We start from the raw sequence: 15,090 nt of genomic DNA on the forward strand, positions 1-15,090 counted from the left end.
GCGGCCGGCCGCACCGGGGAGTCGCGCGGTGGCCCGCCGGTGTGAGGTGCAGGATCGGGGGGTGTCCCGGGTGGTCTCGCGGGCCGGTCGCCCCACCGGTCGCGGTGCGGACCTCACACCCGGGCCGTCCCGGGCGACTGCGTGGTGATGACGACGCGAGAGCTCTTCGAAGACGCGGTGCAGCGGCACGGGCCGACGGTGCTGCGGGTCTGCCGCGCCCTGCTGGGCCCGACCGCGGACGCCGACGACGCCTGGTCGGAGACCTTCCTGGCCGCCCTCCGGGCGTGGCCGACGATGGCCGACGGCACCAACGTCGAGGCGTGGCTCGTGCGGGTCGCCCAGCGGAAGGCGGTGGACGTCATCCGCTCCCGGGCGCGTCGTCCGACACCGGTCGAGGCGCTGCCCGAGGCCCGCGCCCGGCCCGACGCCTCCGACAGCGCGAGGATCGAGCTGTGGGACCTCGTGGCCGCGCTGCCCGAGCGGCAGCGGCTGGCGGTGGCCTACCACTACTTCGGCGGCCTGCCCCACGCCGAGACCGCCGAACTCATCGGGGGGACGAGCGCGGCCGTGCGGCGAGCCGCCGCGGACGGCGTCGCGGCCCTGCGCAGGAACTACCGCCCGACACCCGCAGCGGAAGGACGACACCCGTGAACCACGACGACCACGACCAGGACCACGACCACGAGGGCGACCACGAGGAGGCGGCGGCGCTGTTCCCGGTGACCGCCGCGGAACTGGACCGGCTGCGGGCGCGGCTGGTCGAGCGGGCGGAGGCCGAGGACCTCGTCGACGTCGCCTACCGGACCCTGGACACGCCGGTGGGCCGGCTGCTGCTCGCCGCGACCGGACGCGGACTCGTCCGCGTCGCCTACGCCGGCGAGGGGCTCGACGCCGTGCTCCACACCCTGGCCGCCCGGCTCAGCCCCCGCGTCCTGGAGGCGCCCCGGCGTCTGGACGGGGTGGCGCGCGAGCTCGACGAGTACTTCGCCGGGCTCCGGCGGACCTTCGACGTCCCGCTGGACACGGCGTTGTCCGGTGGGTTCCGGCGGACCGTGCAGCAGCACCTGCCGCGCATCGAGTACGGCCGGACCCAGACCTACAAGGAGGTGGCCGGTCTCGTCGGGAATCCGAACGCGGTGCGGGCCGTGGGCACCGCGTGCGCCACGAACCCGCTCCCCATCGTCGTGCCCTGCCACCGGGTCCTGCGGACCGACGGCGGCCTCGGCGGTTACGTCGGCGGTCTGGAGGCCAAGAGGGCGCTGCTGCGGCTGGAGGGCGCCGCCTGACGCACCGGTCCGCACGGACCGGCTGCGCCCGGGCCCCGGCCGGGTTCCGGGCCGGGTTCCAGGCCGGGTTTCAGGCCCCGGCCCGGGGGTCCGCCAGCACGTCGCGCCACGAGTGCTCGGGGGCGTAGCCGAGCAGGTCGCGGGCCTTGTCGATGCTGTAGAAGGTCTCGTCCCGGCCCATCTCGCGGCGCACCTCGACCCCCTCGTAGAAGGTGTCGATGATCTCCCGGGTGGTCGCGGCGACGGACAGGTCGGCGTTGGCGACGTTGAAGATCTCGAAACCGAGCCCGTCGGTCTCCAGCGCGCGCAGGGTCAGCTGGCCCAGGTCCCGGGTGTCGATGTAGGCGAAGAAGTTGCGCCGTCGCAGCGACGGGTCCGCCAGGAAGGGCGGGAACTTCTCGGCGTACTCGTGGGGTTCGATGACGTTGTTGATCCGCAGGCCGTAGACGTCCGCTCCGGTGCGGGCGTGGAAGGAGCGCGCGACGACCTCCCCGGCCACCTTCGACATGGCGTAGGAGTCCTCCGGCACCACGGGGTGCTCCTCGTCGACGGGCACGTAGAGCGGTTTGCGCTCGCCCTGCGCGAAGCAGATGCCGTAGGTCGTCTCCGAGGAGGCGAAGACCACCTTGCGGACGCCGAGCCGGGTCGCGGCCTCCAGCACGTTGTAGTGCGCCGAGATGTTCGTCGCGAACGTCGTGGCGTCCGGGGCGATCAGCATGGAGGGGATCGCGGCGAAGTGGACGACGGCGTCGTAGGCCGACCCGCCGCTCCTGCCGGGGGCCGGTCCGTCGAGGTCGGCCGTCGTGGGCGTGCCCGCCAGCGCGGAGTAGACCTGGCCGGCGTCGGTCAGGTCGACCCGGAGGTCGGTGACGTCGGGGTGGCGCAGCGGGGTGAGGTCGGCGTTGGTGACCTGGTGGCCCCGGGAGGCCAGGTACGGGGCGACGTGGTGACCGGCCTTGCCGCTGCCGCCGGTGAAGAAGATGCGCATGCCTCCAGCCAACCACTCGCTCCTCGCCCCGCCACCGCGAGCCGCGCGAGGCCCTCCTCGACGACGGGGCGGCACCCGGCCGATCGTGTGAGCTGCTGTGACATCGCTGGGCACTCCCGGACCCGACCCGACGGCGCGCGACGTCCTCCGTCCGCTGCACGACCTGCTCGACGCCATGGACGACCAGATCGCCGCCGTCTACGCCCGGCACGGCGTGGCCGGGGTGCGGCCCCGGTTCAGCAAGGCCCTCATCCGCCTGCACCGCCACGGCCCCCTGACGATCAAGGCCCTCGCCGGCCACCTCGGCGTGACCCACTCCGCCATGAGCCAGACCGTCACCGCCATGCGCCGCGACGGGCTCCTCGACAGCGCCCCCGGTGAGGACGCCCGCACCCGCACCGTGACCCTGACCGGGGCCGGGCGGGCGCTCGTCCCGTTCCTGGAAGCGGAGTGGCGGGCCACCGAGGCCGCCTGGGCCGAGCTGGACGCCGAGGTGCCCTACGCCCTGACCCGGGTCGTCGACGACCTGCGCCGGGCCCTGACCCGCCGGTCCTTCGCCGACCGCGTCGACGACCACCTCGGCAACCCGGGACCGGGCACCCCGGCGGCCGGTGCGGCTCCCGCCACCGGGCGGAGCGCCGGCCCGCCCCCCGGCGGGCGGTGATGCGGCCGGGCCGCTTCGTCGACACCCGGCCCCTGCGGGTCTCCCCGGCCTTCCGGCGGCTGTGGATCGGCAGCACCGCAGCCGGTCTCAGCGGCCAGCTCGCCGCCACCGCCGTGCTCCACCAGGTCTGGGAACTGACCGGCAGCCCGTGGTGGACCGGGACCATCGGCCTGGCCACCGCCGTGCCCACCGTCGTCGGGGGTCTCGTCGGGGGCACCCTGGCCGACGCGGTCGACCGCCGCCGCCTCGTCCTGGTCACCACTACCGCCACCGTCGCCGCCGCCGGGCTCGCCGCCCAGGCGGGGCCCGGCACCGGGTCCGTGCTCCTGGTCCTGGCCCTGGTCGTGCTCCAGACCACCGCGACCGCGCTCGGCGCGCCGGCCCGGCGAACGTTCACCACCCGCCTCCTGCCGACCGACCTCGTCCCCGCCGGGGTGGCGCTGAACCACGTCGGCTTCCAGGTCGCCGTGCTCGCCGGCCCCGCCCTGGCCGGCGTCCTCCTGGCCACCGGTGGCCTGCGCGCCGCCTACCTCGCCGACGTGCTCGGCCTCACCGTCTCCCTGCACGGCGTGCTGCGCCTCCCCGCCCCGGGGACCGCGTCCCCGCCCCGGCACCCCGCACGCAGGACACCGGCGGGGCTGCGGGCGACGGGGGAGGGCTGGCGCTACCTGCTGAGCCGGCCGGAACTGCGCGGCTGCCTGGCCGCCGACCTGGCCGCCACCGGCCTGGCCATGCCCGTCGCCCTGTTCCCCGCCGTCAACGACGAACGGTTCGGGGGAGGGGAGCACACCTTCGGGTTGCTCGCCTCCGCCGTCGCCGCCGGCGGGCTGCTGGCCGGGGCGGCCTCCGGGACGATCACCCGGGTGCCCCGGGCGGGCCGCCTCCTGCTGGTCGCCTCCGCGACCTGGGGTTCGGCGCTGGCGGCGTTCGCGCTGGTGGACTCCCTGCCCGCCACGCTGCTCTGCCTGGCGGCGGCCGGTGCCGCGGACACCGTGGCCGTCGTCTGCCGCGGCACCCTCGTGCAGGTCTCCACCCCCGACGCCTACCTGGGCCGCGTCAGCGCCGCGGAGAACGTCGTCGGGGTCGCCGGGCCCGGGCTGGGCAACGCCCGCGCCGGAGCGGTCGCCGGCCTGACCTCGGCCACGACGTCGGCCCTCACCGGTGGGCTCGCCTGCGTCGTGGTCGTCGGCGTCATCGCGGCCACCACCCCCGCCCTGCGCCGGTGGCGGCCACCCGCCGCCGTCACCCCCACCAGCGCCGCCACCCCGACGGGTCGGGTGCGGGGGCCGGTTCCTCACCGAGGGCGCGGGCGGCCTCGGCGACGTCCTCGGAGGTGAGCGTCATGACCTCGGCGCGGTCGAGGTCCTCCGCGCTGCGGCCCGCGTCGCGCGTCAGCCGCAGCGCCTGGCGGTTGAGGGCCTGCTCGAACAACGTGCGGGCGAAGCGCGCGTTGCCGGACTCCTCGCCCGGGTGCAGGCCGCCGAGGATGTGGCGGAGCGTCTCCTCCGCACCCGGCGCCAGGTCGTACTCGTGCTGGGCGGCGATGATCGCGAAGATCTCCTGGAGCTCGTCGGTGGAGTAGTCGGGGAAGTCGACCTCGCGGGCGAAGCGGGAGCGCAGACCGGGGTTGGAGAGCAGGAACGACTCCATCAGCCGGGGGTAGCCGGCCACGATCACCACCAGGCGGTGGCGGTGGTCCTCCATGCGCTTGAGCAGGACCTCGACGGCCTCGGTGCCGAAGTCGAGCCGGCCGTCGCCCTCGGGCGCCAGCGAGTAGGCCTCGTCGATGAAGAGGACGCCGTCGAGGGCCCGGCGGATGACCCGGTCGGTCTTGATCGCCGTCTCCCCGACGTACTGCCCGACCAGGGCGGCCCGGTCGACCTCCACCAGGTGACCCTTCTGCAGCAGGCCGAGCGCCCGGTACATCTCGGCCAGCAGCCGCGCCACCGTGGTCTTGCCCGTGCCCGGGTTGCCGAGGAACACGAGGTGCTGGGACGTGGCCGCCTCGGGCAGGCCGTGCGCCTTGCGGCGGGCCTGCACCTGCAGGAAGGCGACGAGCGCCCGCACCTGCTCCTTCACCGTGCTCAGGCCGACGAGCGCGTCGAGCTCGGCCTGCAGGACCGGGAGCGGGCGGGCCGGCCCGGGGCGGTTCGCGGAGCGGTCCCCGAAGCGGTCGCCCACCAGTTCGTCCACCCCGCGCAGACCGGAGCGCCCGAGCTGGTCCCCGAGGCGGGCGACCGTCTCGCGCAGGTCGTCGAGCGCTTTGCGGTTGATGGCCATGCCGCGAGGGTAGGGGCGCCCGACCCGGGTCTCCTCCCGGGACCCGGTGACCGCCGGTGGTGGGGCCACCGCGCGCGGCCCGGTCGCCCGGTACGGGGACACGCACCGGGTCCCCCCGCCGGTCGCCGACTGCTACACAGGAGTTCCACAGTGCGGTGGCGGGTCCGGGGCACCGCACCTCGGCGAGGACGGGGAACGACGTGGCGGTGCGAGGACGGCCCCAGCGGCTGCTGGGCGGATCGGTGCTGGTGGCGTGCCTGACGGCGACGGTCGTGACGGCGCCCGCCGGGGCAGCGGAGCGGGCGGTCGAGCGGGCCCCGGGCGGGACCCCCGGTGAGGTGGCGCTGGAGGAGGCATCCTTCGTCGACCCGACGGCGCAGGTGCGCCGCCCGGGATTGGTGGAGCTGGGGGAGCGGGTCTACGTGGGCCCCTTCGCGCAACTGGTCCCCGGTCTGCGCGCGGGCATCGCCATCGGCGCGGAGTCCAACGTCCAGGACTCCGTGCGCGTGGAGGCGTGGGTGCCGCGCCGCAGCGGCGAGGAGCGCGCGCTGGCCGCGGCGGGGCTGCGCCCGCGGGACGGGGTGCGGACCGGCGAGCGGGTCATCCTCGCCCACGGGTCGGCCGTGCGGGGCCCGGCGCGCCTCGGTGCGGGGGAGGCCGACCCGGCGGACTCCGGGGTCTTCATCAGCTTCGGCGCGCTCGTCGACGGGGCCGTCCTGGAGCGCGACACGGGTCTGTCCGCCCTCAGCCGGGTGGGGCCCGGCGTGGTCCTGCGCAGCGGCACCCTCGTCCTGCCGGGCAAGGACGTGCGCACGCAGGCCGAGGCCGACGACCCGGCGCTGGGCAAGGTCCGCCCCCTCGTCGAGGCCGACCGGTTGTTCAACGCCGCCGTCGTGGAGGTCAACGTCGGCCTGGCCCGCGAGTACACCCGCCTGGCGGCGGAGGAGCCGGACGCGGTGCACGGCATCAACGTCGACCCCGGCGGCAACGTCTTCGACGTCTCGCGCGACGCGCCCACGGTGGAGTCCGCGCTGTGCACGGGCCCGGAGGTGCGTGAGCCCCGCTTCCGCAACCGGGTCATCGGCGACGTCTGCTTCGAGGACGACCTGAGGACGCTGTCGCAGCGGATGGGTTCGCGCATCTCCCTGCGCGCCGACGAGGGCGGGCCGTTCTCCGTGGGCACCGTGCGCAGCATGGGCAACGGCACGATCTTCCACGCCCTGGAGGGCTCGGACCTCTCCATCGGCAACCGTGTCACCTACGGCGAGCGGGTCGTCGTCCACGGCGGGGGGCGCCCGGCGGTCGACCCGACGACGGGGGTCGCCGCGCCCACGACGATCGGCAACGACGTCCACCTGGGCGACGGGTCGGTGGTCTTCCGCTCCCTGGTGCGCAACGACGCGGTCGTGGGGGAGCGCAGCGTCGTCGTGGGCAGCGAACTGGCGGTCGGGCAGGTCGTGCCGGACCGCACCGTCTACGCCAACGACGAGGTCTTCGGCCCGGTCGAGTGGTGAGCCGGCGGTGAGCAGGGCCGGGGCGGTGCTGCTGGTGGCCGTGCTGGGCGTCGGGGGGACGGCCGGGTGCACGGCCGCCGAGTCGGTCCCACCCGTCCCCTCGTCGTCCGCCCCCACCGCGTCGCCCGCCCCGCCGCCGGTCCCGGCGTCGGCTCCCGGTGACCTGCGGGTCGCCACCGTGGAGACCCGCGAGGACGGCGTCGGCCCGGGCGGGACGCCGGTGGTGCGGTGGAGCGTGGACTGGGAGCTGCGGTGGGCGGCGGTGCCGGACGCGGCCTCGTACGCCGTGCGCTACGCGAGCGCGGAGGGGATCCCCGCCGGGGCCGCGGCGGACGAGACCACCGCGGGGACCTCGCTGCGGGTCACCGCTGCCGCCGGCACGTCCTCCCCGCAGCGGCAGGCCACCGAGCGCGACGCGGGGCTGCTCCTGACCTCCTCGCAGCTGCTGGTCTCGGTCGGGGCCGTCGGCGCCGACGGCAGCGAGGGTCCGGCGACGGGCTGGGTCCCCGTGGGCGACGTCCCGGCGGACGGCAGGCCGGTGACGACCCTGCCCCACGAGCACGCACCGGGCGAGCACGCGCACTGAACCACCCGTCCGCCCCCCGGCTCAGCGGGGGCGGGCGGGTCCTCCGTTCACGCGGGCGCCGGGCGGATCGTCTGCGGCGCAGTGGATGCCGAGGTCGGTGCGACCGGGCAGGAGGTCCGCGCGCAGGGCGCGGGTCCCGGCGTAGTCCCCGTCGCGCAGGCGCCGGTACGGGCGGGCCGGTTCGGCGTCGAGGGTGCGCAACCTCTCCCGCAGGCGGTCCACCTCCCGGTCCAGGCCCGCGGTTCCCAGCGCGTCGGCGTCGTGGACGACGTGCAGGGCGAGGGTCTCGATGCCGACGTACCAGAGCACGCCGTGGGTGAGCGGGAACAGCAGGGAGTCCAGGTCACCGCTGACGCCGCGCGGGCCGATGGAGCGCGCGTCCTCGCCCGCGGTCACGACGACCAGGGCCCTGCGCCCGGCCAGTCCGCCGTCGCCGTAGCGGCGCGGCACCCCGAGGTCGGGATCGGTGTCGCCGAAGGCGAACCCGGCGGTGAGGACCCGGTCGAACCAGCCCTTGAGGATCGCCGGCGGCCCGTACCACCACAGGGGGAACTGCAGCACGAGCAGTTCGGCCCGGGCGAGCTTGGCCTGCTCGGCGGTGACGTCGGGGGGGAGCTGCCCGCGGCGGTGCGCCTCACCGAGGAGCTCGGCGATGCCGCCGGGTTCCCCGGCGCGGTCCGCGAGGTCGTGGCCGGCGAGGTCGTGGCCGGCGAAGTCGCGGGGACCGAGGACGGGGTCGAAGCCCTGGGCGTGCAGGTCCGAGGTCGCCACCTCCCGGTCCGCGGACAGGGCTCGCACCCCCTCCCGGAAGAGGTGGCCGTTGAGGGAGGAGCGGCGGGGGTGGGCGTGGACCCACAGGGCGGTGCCCGGCGTCGGCGGGGGTGTGGTGGTCACGGGTTCACCTCTCGAGCGGCGGGGTGGGGCCGCCGGTGGTGCGGTTGTCCATGGCGGCCAGTCAACCCGCGTGGTCTGGACGGATCCATGGGTGAGACGCCGGAGCCCCTGCGCGATCGTCTACCGTGGCGGGGTGGATGCGTTCAGCGACCTGATGCGGGGTGTGCGGGCCCACGGCTCGCTGTTCGCCAGTTCCACCCTGACGGCGCCGTGGTCGCTGCACTTCGTCGACGGGGCACCGCTGACGCTGTGCACCGTCCTGGGGGGAGCGGGCTGGATCGTGCCGGAGCACGAGGCGGCGGTGCGGGTCGGTGCCTACGACACGGTGCTCGTGCGCGGGCCGGGGACCTTCACCTTCGTCGACGAGGTCGGGACCACGGCGGTGCCGGTCGTCTGCGGGGTGGACTGCGCGACGCCCGAGCAGGGCGGCACCCGGCACCGGCTGGGCTGGCACGACCCCGGCGCGCCGGACGACGACGGGAACGGGACCACGACCCTCCTCGTCGGCGCCTACCCGGCGCGGGGCGAGATCAGCCGCCGACTGCTGGAGGCGCTGCCCGTGGTGCTGCGGGTCGAGGCCGGCGGTCGCGCCGACCCCGTGCTGGAGCACCTCGCCGCCGAGGTCGCCGTCGACGCCCCCGGTCAGCAGGTCGTCCTGGACCGGCTGCTGGACTGGATGCTGGTCTGCACGTTGCGCACCCACTTCGACCGTCCCGGCGGGCGCGCGCCGGCCTGGTGGACGGCCCAGCGCGACCCCGTGGCGGGCAGGGCGCTTCAGCTGCTGCACGCCGAACCGGCGGCGCCGTGGACGGTCGCGGCGCTGGCCGGGCGGGTCGGGGTGTCCCGGGCGACGCTCGCCAAGCGCTTCAGCGACCTCGTCGGCGAACCTCCGCTGACGTACCTGACCCGCTGGCGCATGACCCTGGCCGCGGACCTGCTGCTGGACCGGCCGGAACTGACCGTCGCCGGGGTCGCCCGCAGCGTGGGCTACGCGGAGCCGTTCGGTTTCAGCGCCGCGTTCAAGCGGGTCCGGGGCCTCAGCCCGAGCGAGTTCCGGCGCACCACGGCCGCCGGTCCCGCCGTGGACGCGTCGAGCACCGCCTAGGGCCGGTCCTGCGGTTCGCGGGATCGCGACCGGACCCCGGTCGCGGTGCCCGGGTCAGGGGTCCGGTCGCCCGCGGTCGCGGCGAGGTGGGAGGCGAGGACGTCGCGCACGGTGGTCCACTCCCGGTGGCCGTAGCGGTCGTTGTCGACGTGGCGCAGTTGGCCCTGGCCGCTGAACATGCTGACGAAGTACTGCATGCCCTGCCAGGCCGGGAACGTCTCGTCGGGGTTCCCGGCGAAGCGCCGGGCCACCTTGCTCACCGCCGAGAGCGATCCCGCGGTGCCCGCCCACTGGAGCGTGAAGCGCTGCCCCGTCAGTTCGCTCATCGTCCGGGCCACGTCCCGTGCGCTGACCCGGTCCCCGGCGACCTCCACCACGCGAGGGGCGTCGGGGTCGAGGGCGACCGCGGCGACGATCGCGGCGACGTCGTCCTTGGTGGTGAAGTCGAGCACCTGGTCCGCGGAGGACCAGAACAGCACGCGCCGGCGGGTGAAGGAGATCATCGGCGCCTGCCCGGTGAGCATGTCGGCGAAGGCGCCGTTGAGCACCGACGTCGAGCGCAGGGGAGCGGCGTCGACGTCGGCGGCGAACTCGCGGCGCAGTTCGAGGTTGCGGTTGCTGCCCAGCGCGATCCGGCGGTAGTCCGCGGAGTAGTCGGAGGGGATGAACCGGGCGACGCCGGCTCGCGCCGCCGCGTCCAGCAGGACCCGCTGGGCGTCGACGATCACCGGGCGGGTGCCGCTGAGCGCGGAGACGACGGTGTCGATCCCGGTGAGGGAACCGGCCAGCGCCTGCGGGTCCGCGTAGGTGGTCTCGACGACGTCGACGCGCGGGTCGTCGGCGAAGAGGGACCCCGCGGCGCCGCTGCCGGGGCGGGTGAGGACGCGGACACGGGTGTCGCGGGTGAGGAGCTCGCGGGTGATGCGGCGTCCGAGGTCGCCGGTGGCGCCGGCGACGAGGATCGAGGTGGTCACGGGTGGGTGCTCAGCTTCCGGTGGAGGGGCGCGGGGTTCGACGGGTCGACCGGTGGGGTGCGGCCAGGGGTTGTTCGGCGGGGGTCCCGGACGAGAGGGGTGAGCACGCCTCGACCGCACCGGCGCTCAGGGCGACACGAGCCAGCAGGTGCCGGAGCTGGGTGCGTTCGCCGGCGTCGAGGGCGTGCATCAGCGTCTCCTCCACCTCGCGCAGCGCGACGCGGGCCCGGGCGAGCAGGGCTCGTCCGCTGTCGGTGGGGAGCACCTCGCGCACCCGGCGGTCGCGGGGGTTCGCGCGCCGCTGGACCAGGCCCGCGTTCTCGAGGGCGTCGACCACGTACGTCATGGCGGTCTTGTCGATGCCCAGGCGCTGGGCCAGGAGGAGCTGCGAGGTCGCCGGTTCGGTGGTGACGGCGACCAGGACCTGGTAGCCGCGGGGGCCTCCGGGGACGGCGTCGACGGCGGTGACGGCGGTCCGGGCGAAGCCCTGGTAGACGGCCTGGAGGGACCAGCCCAGTTCGGTCTCGATCCCGCCGGCGTCCCAGTCGATCGCGGCCTCCGCCGCTGGGCCTCCGGGTGCGCTGTCGGTCATGGCGCCACCGTATCCCGCTCATACCTTCTCAGCAACAAATCGTCTCAAACTCAGAAGATCTGTGCCATGGTGTCCCCACGAGACGCGGTACGGGGTCGACGCCCACCGCACCCGAGCCGCGACGTTCCCGCGGCGTTCGGACGGCCACGTCCGGGCGGTCCGCCCCGGCCCGACCCGTCTCGTCCCGTCCCACCTGCTCCGACAGCGAGGAACCACCATGACCACCGGAACCGGCACCCGCGAAGACCGCACGAACCCCGGGAGCGGTGAGGCCGCGGACGCCGTCCGCCCCTTCGTCCTGGACGTGCCCCAGGCCGACCTCGACGACCTGCGGCACCGGCTGCTGCGCACCCGCTGGCCCGACCGGGAGACCGTCGCCGACACCACCCAGGGCCCGCAGCTCGAGCGGGTCCAGCGACTCGTCGCGCACTGGAGCGGCGCCTACGACTGGCGTCGCGCCGAAGCGCTGCTGAACGGCTGGGGGCAGTTCACCACCCGCATCGACGGTCTCGACGTCCACTTCGTCCACGTCCGGTCCCGCGTCCCCGGCGCGCGTCCGCTGCTCCTGACCCACGGCTGGCCCGGATCCGTCCTGGAGTTCCGCCACGCGGTCGGGCCGCTCACCGACCCGGAGGCGCACGGCGGCGACCCCGCCGACGCCTTCGACGTCGTGATCCCCAGCCTGCCCGGGTTCGGTTTCTCGGGACACCCCACCGCTCCCGGCTGGAACCTCCAGCGCACCGCTCGGGCGTGGTCCGTCCTGATGCGGCGCCTGGGCTACACCCGCTGGTTCGCCCAGGGTGGCGACCTCGGCGCCTCGGTCACCGCCGAGCTCGCCGCCCTGCACCAGCGCAACGACATCGGGCTCGCCGGGATCCACCTCAACATGGCGCTGTTCAGCCCGACCGACGACGAAGCGGCTGCCGCCGACCCCGCCGAGCAGGCGATGCTGCGGGAGGGCGGCTACTACTGGCAGACGCTCTCCGCGTACTCCCAGCAGATGTCCACGCGACCGCAGACCATCGGCTACTCCCTCACCGATTCCCCGGTGGGACTCGCGTCGTGGATCTACGCCATGTTCCAGGACGTCGGCGGTTCCCACGACGCGCACGGCGACGTCGAGGCGCTGTTCTCCCTCGACGAGGTGCTCGACGACGTCATGCTCTACTGGCTGCCCAACGCCGCCGCCTCCGCGGCCCGCATGTACTGGGAGATGAACCAGGTCGGCTGGGCCAACGCCGGCACCCTCGAGGAACCCCTGACCGTGCCGACCGGTCTGAGCGTCATGCCCGGGGAGTACGTCCGGCGTTCCCGCCGGTGGGCCGAACGCCGCTACACCGACCTCGTCCACTTCAGCGAGGTGGCCGACGGAGGGCACTTCGCCCTCCTGGAGCAGCCCGAACTCCTCGTCGCCGACATCCGGTCCACCTTCCTGACCCTCCGCTGATCGGAGCCCCCACCGGACGGGGCTCACCCCTGACCGTCGTACGGGGACCCGGGGGCCTGAGTTTCCCCGGGTTCCCGGGTGGGGTATCGCGGTTGGAGCCGGTGGGGTCCTCCGCTCCGCCGGGCCGCACCGCGGGGCCCGGTCGAGAAGGACCGGCTGGACAGGCTGCCGACCTCGACGGTGAGGATCGCCTCAGGGGTGCTGCGCCGGTCCTCGTAGCTCATCGTCCAGCCCAGCGGCTGCCCGGTGTCGTGGTCGCTGACCGGCCCGACGTGGACGGCGCGGTCCAGGTCGGGGTCGACGCCGAGGAGGGCGTCACGGAAGACGGCGGTGGCGGTTGCCTGCGGGCCGGGGGTCGCCGTCGCGGACGGGGTGGACGCCGGGCCGGGAGACGGTGCGCTGGCGGTCGGGGCCGGAGCGGTGGACGTCGACGGGTCGTCCGAGGTCCACCGCGCACCGGCGACGGCGCGCGACGGGGTCGCCGGCCCCGCCGGGGTTCGTCCGCGCCGGTGTCGGACGGGTGGGTCATGGCCGGCCTCCGGTCTTGGTGCGCTTACCGGAGGGACGAGGGGGGCTGGTGCGAGGCTCCGGACCGCGGCGGTCGAGGCCGGTGCGGTCGTCGCGGTCACCGGGTCCGAGGTGGGCCTGCAGGACGCTGCGGGCGTGGTGGACGTGGCTCTTGACGGTGCCTTCAGTGATGCTCAGGGCGGCGGTGACCTCGCCGATGGTGAGGTCCTCGACGCAGCGCAGCAGGACCACCGCGCGCTGGCGCGGGGGAGCGCGGCGATGGCGTCGGGCGGATGGAGGATGAGGTCGTGATCCTTCGAGCGGTGCAGCCGGCCGCGGACGCGGCGGTGGCCGCCAGGCTCCTGCGGCTGCAGCACGACGCCTACGCGGTCGAGGCGGCACTGATCGGTGACGACCGCATCCCACCGCTGCACGAGGACCTGGAGGCGCTGCGTGCGACCTCGCTGCGTTGGTTCGCGGCCTTCGACGGGGACGAGCTGCTGGGCGCCCTGGGCTGGACGGAGGACGACACCGGCGTCGACATAGACCGGCTGGTGGTGGCGGTGCACGCCCACCGACGAGGGGCGGGCACCCGACTGGTCCGTGAGGTCCTGCTGCAGGCGGGAGGACGTTCCGCGACCGTGTCGACGGGACGCGACAACGGCCCGGCCCGAGCCCTCTACGAACAGCTCCTGTTCACCCGCGTCGGTGATCGGGAGGTTCTGCCCGGTCTGTGGGTCGTCGACTACCGGCGCCCGTCTGCCACCTCGCAGGACAGCGGTGACAGTTCCGCATCAGGACAGAAGTGACACTGCTGCCGGTCTCGATGGTGCACTTCCCGGGCTCCTGATCAGTGGGTGAGGGCGTCCATGCCTGCCGGCGAGGCACCTTCGACTTACTGCTCACTGGTCAGACTCATGACGAAGAGCGAGTGGCCTCAAGGCGTAGCCATCGGGGCTGTGACGACGAGTTCCGAGCCCCGGTCGGCTAGAGCCAGTAGGGCACGGCCCCGTGGAACGGCAACTGCGCGGAGGCGTAGTACTCCTCCACGGACTGCTCACCCCTCGGCAGCACCGGCAGCAGCAACCCCCGCGTGGTGGCGACGTCTTGCCAGGTCATCGTGCGGATGTCAGCACTCAACTGCAGCCAGACGGACCCGTCGCGGTTCTCCCGCACCCGCCCACCCGCGGGCAGGACGCTCAGCAACGCGCGCAGGGCGGGGAGCCCACCGATGACCTCCAGGTGAGCAGGGCGCAGCAGGACACCCCAGCCGTACCCCCACAGGGTCCTGCGCAGGTCACGTTCCCACCACGGAGCGCCCACGGCGATCTCCCAGGCGCTGCTGGTGTTGCTGGCGCTGACGTGCTCGTCGAGGGTGAGGTAACCGGTCAGAACGTGGTGCTCGACGCCGGCGCGGCAGATCCACTCGGCCAGGGCGTGGGCGGGTGCGGTGGCGTCGTGCTCGCGCAGCAACGCCTGGGGGACCGAGATCGAGAGCGTCGCCCCACGCAGGTCGAGGCAGGCCTGGAGCCTGTCATTCCAGAAGGTTTCAGGATCGGTGGAACGGCCCGGGCGTTGCGCGGAGACGGCGACGTCCTCGAGGCGGTCTGCTCGCAGGTCTGCCGTGGGGCCCAGCAGCTCTTCTCCCGCGGTGGCGCGTTCCAGGGCGCTCAGTGCGGTCTCGAGGTCGGTGTCGTACTCGCCGCGGGCGGGTGGGCGGCGACCTGCGAGATCGTCGCTGGTGCGCAGGTGGTACTCCGTCCAGTCGGTCACGGTGGGGTGCAGGTGCGGGGCGAGGGCGTTGCGCAGGGCGTCGGTGAGCAGCAGGGCGAGCTGGGCGGGGGTCGCGGTCTCGGGGGGCAGGGCGACCGCGGCCAGCAGCTGGCGGCGTTCCTCACCGCTGGGGACGGCGTGCACGGATGCTCCTCGGGATCGGCAGGGGTCGATGCAGCAGGTTCAGCGCTCGAAGGCCCGGCGGCGATGTGGAAGTCACGCGAGTGGGCGACCCACATCCACGATCAGACCCGTCTCCGCAGTCTGCCGCAGGCACCCGTGCGCGCGGTCATCCCGCGGATGGTGCGCGGCCCAGCCGCCGGCAACGTCGCGGTCATGGCAACGTCGCGGTCATGACGATGACCAGGAGATCACCGAGAGCTCAGGAAGCCGGATGAGAAGCTGTAGTGCGGTCGTCGTCGACTCGCCGGTCATCACCGCAAGTGGAGAGGTAGGCGTCGATGGTCCACCTGGAACGTC

General features: G+C 74.6%; 16 protein-coding genes. 9 read left to right on the forward strand and 7 right to left on the reverse strand.

Annotated elements, in window-relative coordinates; all coding sequences use genetic code 11:
* The first annotated feature begins 147 nt into the window (after positions 1–147).
* Positions 148–651: an RNA polymerase sigma factor gene (locus KRAD_RS19720; RefSeq protein WP_012087423.1), complete on the forward strand. Its 504-nt coding sequence runs from the start codon at positions 148–150 to the stop codon at positions 649–651.
* A complete protein-coding gene (locus KRAD_RS19725; protein WP_012087424.1) occupies positions 648–1,286 on the forward strand; it encodes a methylated-DNA--[protein]-cysteine S-methyltransferase in 639 nt (212 codons plus the stop codon). The genes KRAD_RS19720 and KRAD_RS19725 overlap by 4 nt, the downstream gene beginning before the upstream one ends.
* A 70-nt stretch (positions 1,287–1,356) precedes the next feature.
* On the opposite strand, the gene KRAD_RS19730 is transcribed toward KRAD_RS19725, so the two are convergent.
* Positions 1,357–2,274, reverse strand: coding sequence for an NAD-dependent epimerase/dehydratase family protein (locus tag KRAD_RS19730; RefSeq protein WP_012087425.1), 918 nt, complete (start codon positions 2,272–2,274; stop codon positions 1,357–1,359).
* Between the two features lie 97 nt (positions 2,275–2,371).
* Between KRAD_RS19730 and KRAD_RS19735 the strand changes: the two genes are divergently transcribed.
* Both KRAD_RS19735 and KRAD_RS19740 read left to right on the forward strand, forming a co-directional pair.
* Positions 2,372–2,938, forward strand: coding sequence for a MarR family winged helix-turn-helix transcriptional regulator (locus tag KRAD_RS19735; protein ID WP_012087426.1), 567 nt, complete (start codon positions 2,372–2,374; stop codon positions 2,936–2,938).
* A complete protein-coding gene (locus KRAD_RS19740) occupies positions 2,938–4,275 on the forward strand; it encodes an MFS transporter (protein ID WP_012087427.1) in 1,338 nt (445 codons plus the stop codon). The genes KRAD_RS19735 and KRAD_RS19740 overlap by 1 nt, the downstream gene beginning before the upstream one ends.
* Here the strand turns inward: KRAD_RS19740 and KRAD_RS19745 are convergent.
* Positions 4,181–5,218 (reverse strand): AAA family ATPase, encoded by a 1,038-nt coding sequence (locus KRAD_RS19745; RefSeq protein ID WP_041293576.1) that lies wholly within the window; start codon positions 5,216–5,218, stop codon positions 4,181–4,183. The two genes, KRAD_RS19740 and KRAD_RS19745, sit on opposite strands and share 95 nt — an antisense overlap.
* 206 nt (positions 5,219–5,424) lie before the next feature.
* Here KRAD_RS19745 and KRAD_RS19750 point away from each other — a divergent pair, with 206 nt between their 5' ends.
* Both KRAD_RS19750 and KRAD_RS19755 read left to right on the forward strand, forming a co-directional pair.
* Positions 5,425–6,732, forward strand: coding sequence for an LbetaH domain-containing protein (locus tag KRAD_RS19750; protein ID WP_041293577.1), 1,308 nt, complete (start codon positions 5,425–5,427; stop codon positions 6,730–6,732).
* Positions 6,733–6,739: 7 nt separating this feature from the next.
* Positions 6,740–7,318 carry a hypothetical protein gene (locus KRAD_RS19755; protein ID WP_041292234.1) on the forward strand — a complete coding sequence of 193 codons (579 nt, stop codon included), beginning with the start codon at positions 6,740–6,742 and terminating at the stop codon, positions 7,316–7,318.
* 21 nt (positions 7,319–7,339) lie between these two features.
* On the opposite strand, the gene KRAD_RS19760 is transcribed toward KRAD_RS19755, so the two are convergent.
* Positions 7,340–8,212 (reverse strand): NAD(P)H-dependent oxidoreductase, encoded by an 873-nt coding sequence (locus tag KRAD_RS19760; protein ID WP_012087431.1) that lies wholly within the window; start codon positions 8,210–8,212, stop codon positions 7,340–7,342.
* 133 nt (positions 8,213–8,345) lie between these two features.
* Between KRAD_RS19760 and KRAD_RS19765 the strand changes: the two genes are divergently transcribed.
* On the forward strand, positions 8,346–9,317 hold the full coding sequence (locus tag KRAD_RS19765; RefSeq protein ID WP_012087432.1) for an AraC family transcriptional regulator: 972 nt from the start codon (positions 8,346–8,348) through the stop codon (positions 9,315–9,317).
* Here the strand turns inward: KRAD_RS19765 and KRAD_RS19770 are convergent.
* On the reverse strand, positions 9,314–10,291 hold the full coding sequence (locus tag KRAD_RS19770; protein ID WP_012087433.1) for an NmrA family NAD(P)-binding protein: 978 nt from the start codon (positions 10,289–10,291) through the stop codon (positions 9,314–9,316). The genes KRAD_RS19765 and KRAD_RS19770 overlap by 4 nt on opposite strands.
* A 10-nt stretch (positions 10,292–10,301) precedes the next feature.
* A complete protein-coding gene (locus KRAD_RS19775) occupies positions 10,302–10,883 on the reverse strand; it encodes a MarR family winged helix-turn-helix transcriptional regulator (protein ID WP_012087434.1) in 582 nt (193 codons plus the stop codon).
* A gap of 217 nt (positions 10,884–11,100) precedes the next feature.
* On the opposite strand from KRAD_RS19775, the gene KRAD_RS19780 reads away from it, so the two are divergent.
* Positions 11,101–12,330, forward strand: coding sequence for an epoxide hydrolase family protein (locus KRAD_RS19780; protein ID WP_012087435.1), 1,230 nt, complete (start codon positions 11,101–11,103; stop codon positions 12,328–12,330).
* Positions 12,331–12,855: 525 nt separating this feature from the next.
* Here KRAD_RS19780 and KRAD_RS27695 read toward each other — a convergent pair.
* On the reverse strand, positions 12,856–13,263 hold the full coding sequence (locus KRAD_RS27695; protein WP_083782313.1) for a sigma factor-like helix-turn-helix DNA-binding protein: 408 nt from the start codon (positions 13,261–13,263) through the stop codon (positions 12,856–12,858).
* On the opposite strand from KRAD_RS27695, the gene KRAD_RS19790 reads away from it, so the two are divergent.
* A complete protein-coding gene (locus KRAD_RS19790) occupies positions 13,146–13,646 on the forward strand; it encodes a GNAT family N-acetyltransferase (RefSeq protein ID WP_012087436.1) in 501 nt (166 codons plus the stop codon). The two genes, KRAD_RS27695 and KRAD_RS19790, sit on opposite strands and share 118 nt — an antisense overlap.
* A gap of 178 nt (positions 13,647–13,824) precedes the next feature.
* Here the strand turns inward: KRAD_RS19790 and KRAD_RS19795 are convergent, their stop codons facing one another.
* Positions 13,825–14,754 carry a hypothetical protein gene (locus KRAD_RS19795; RefSeq protein WP_012087437.1) on the reverse strand — a complete coding sequence of 310 codons (930 nt, stop codon included), beginning with the start codon at positions 14,752–14,754 and terminating at the stop codon, positions 13,825–13,827.
* Between the last annotated feature and the right edge of the window lie 336 nt (positions 14,755–15,090).

It is taken from the genome of Kineococcus radiotolerans SRS30216 = ATCC BAA-149, from assembly GCF_000017305.1.
Classification (GTDB): Bacteria; Actinomycetota; Actinomycetes; order Actinomycetales; family Kineococcaceae; genus Kineococcus; species Kineococcus radiotolerans.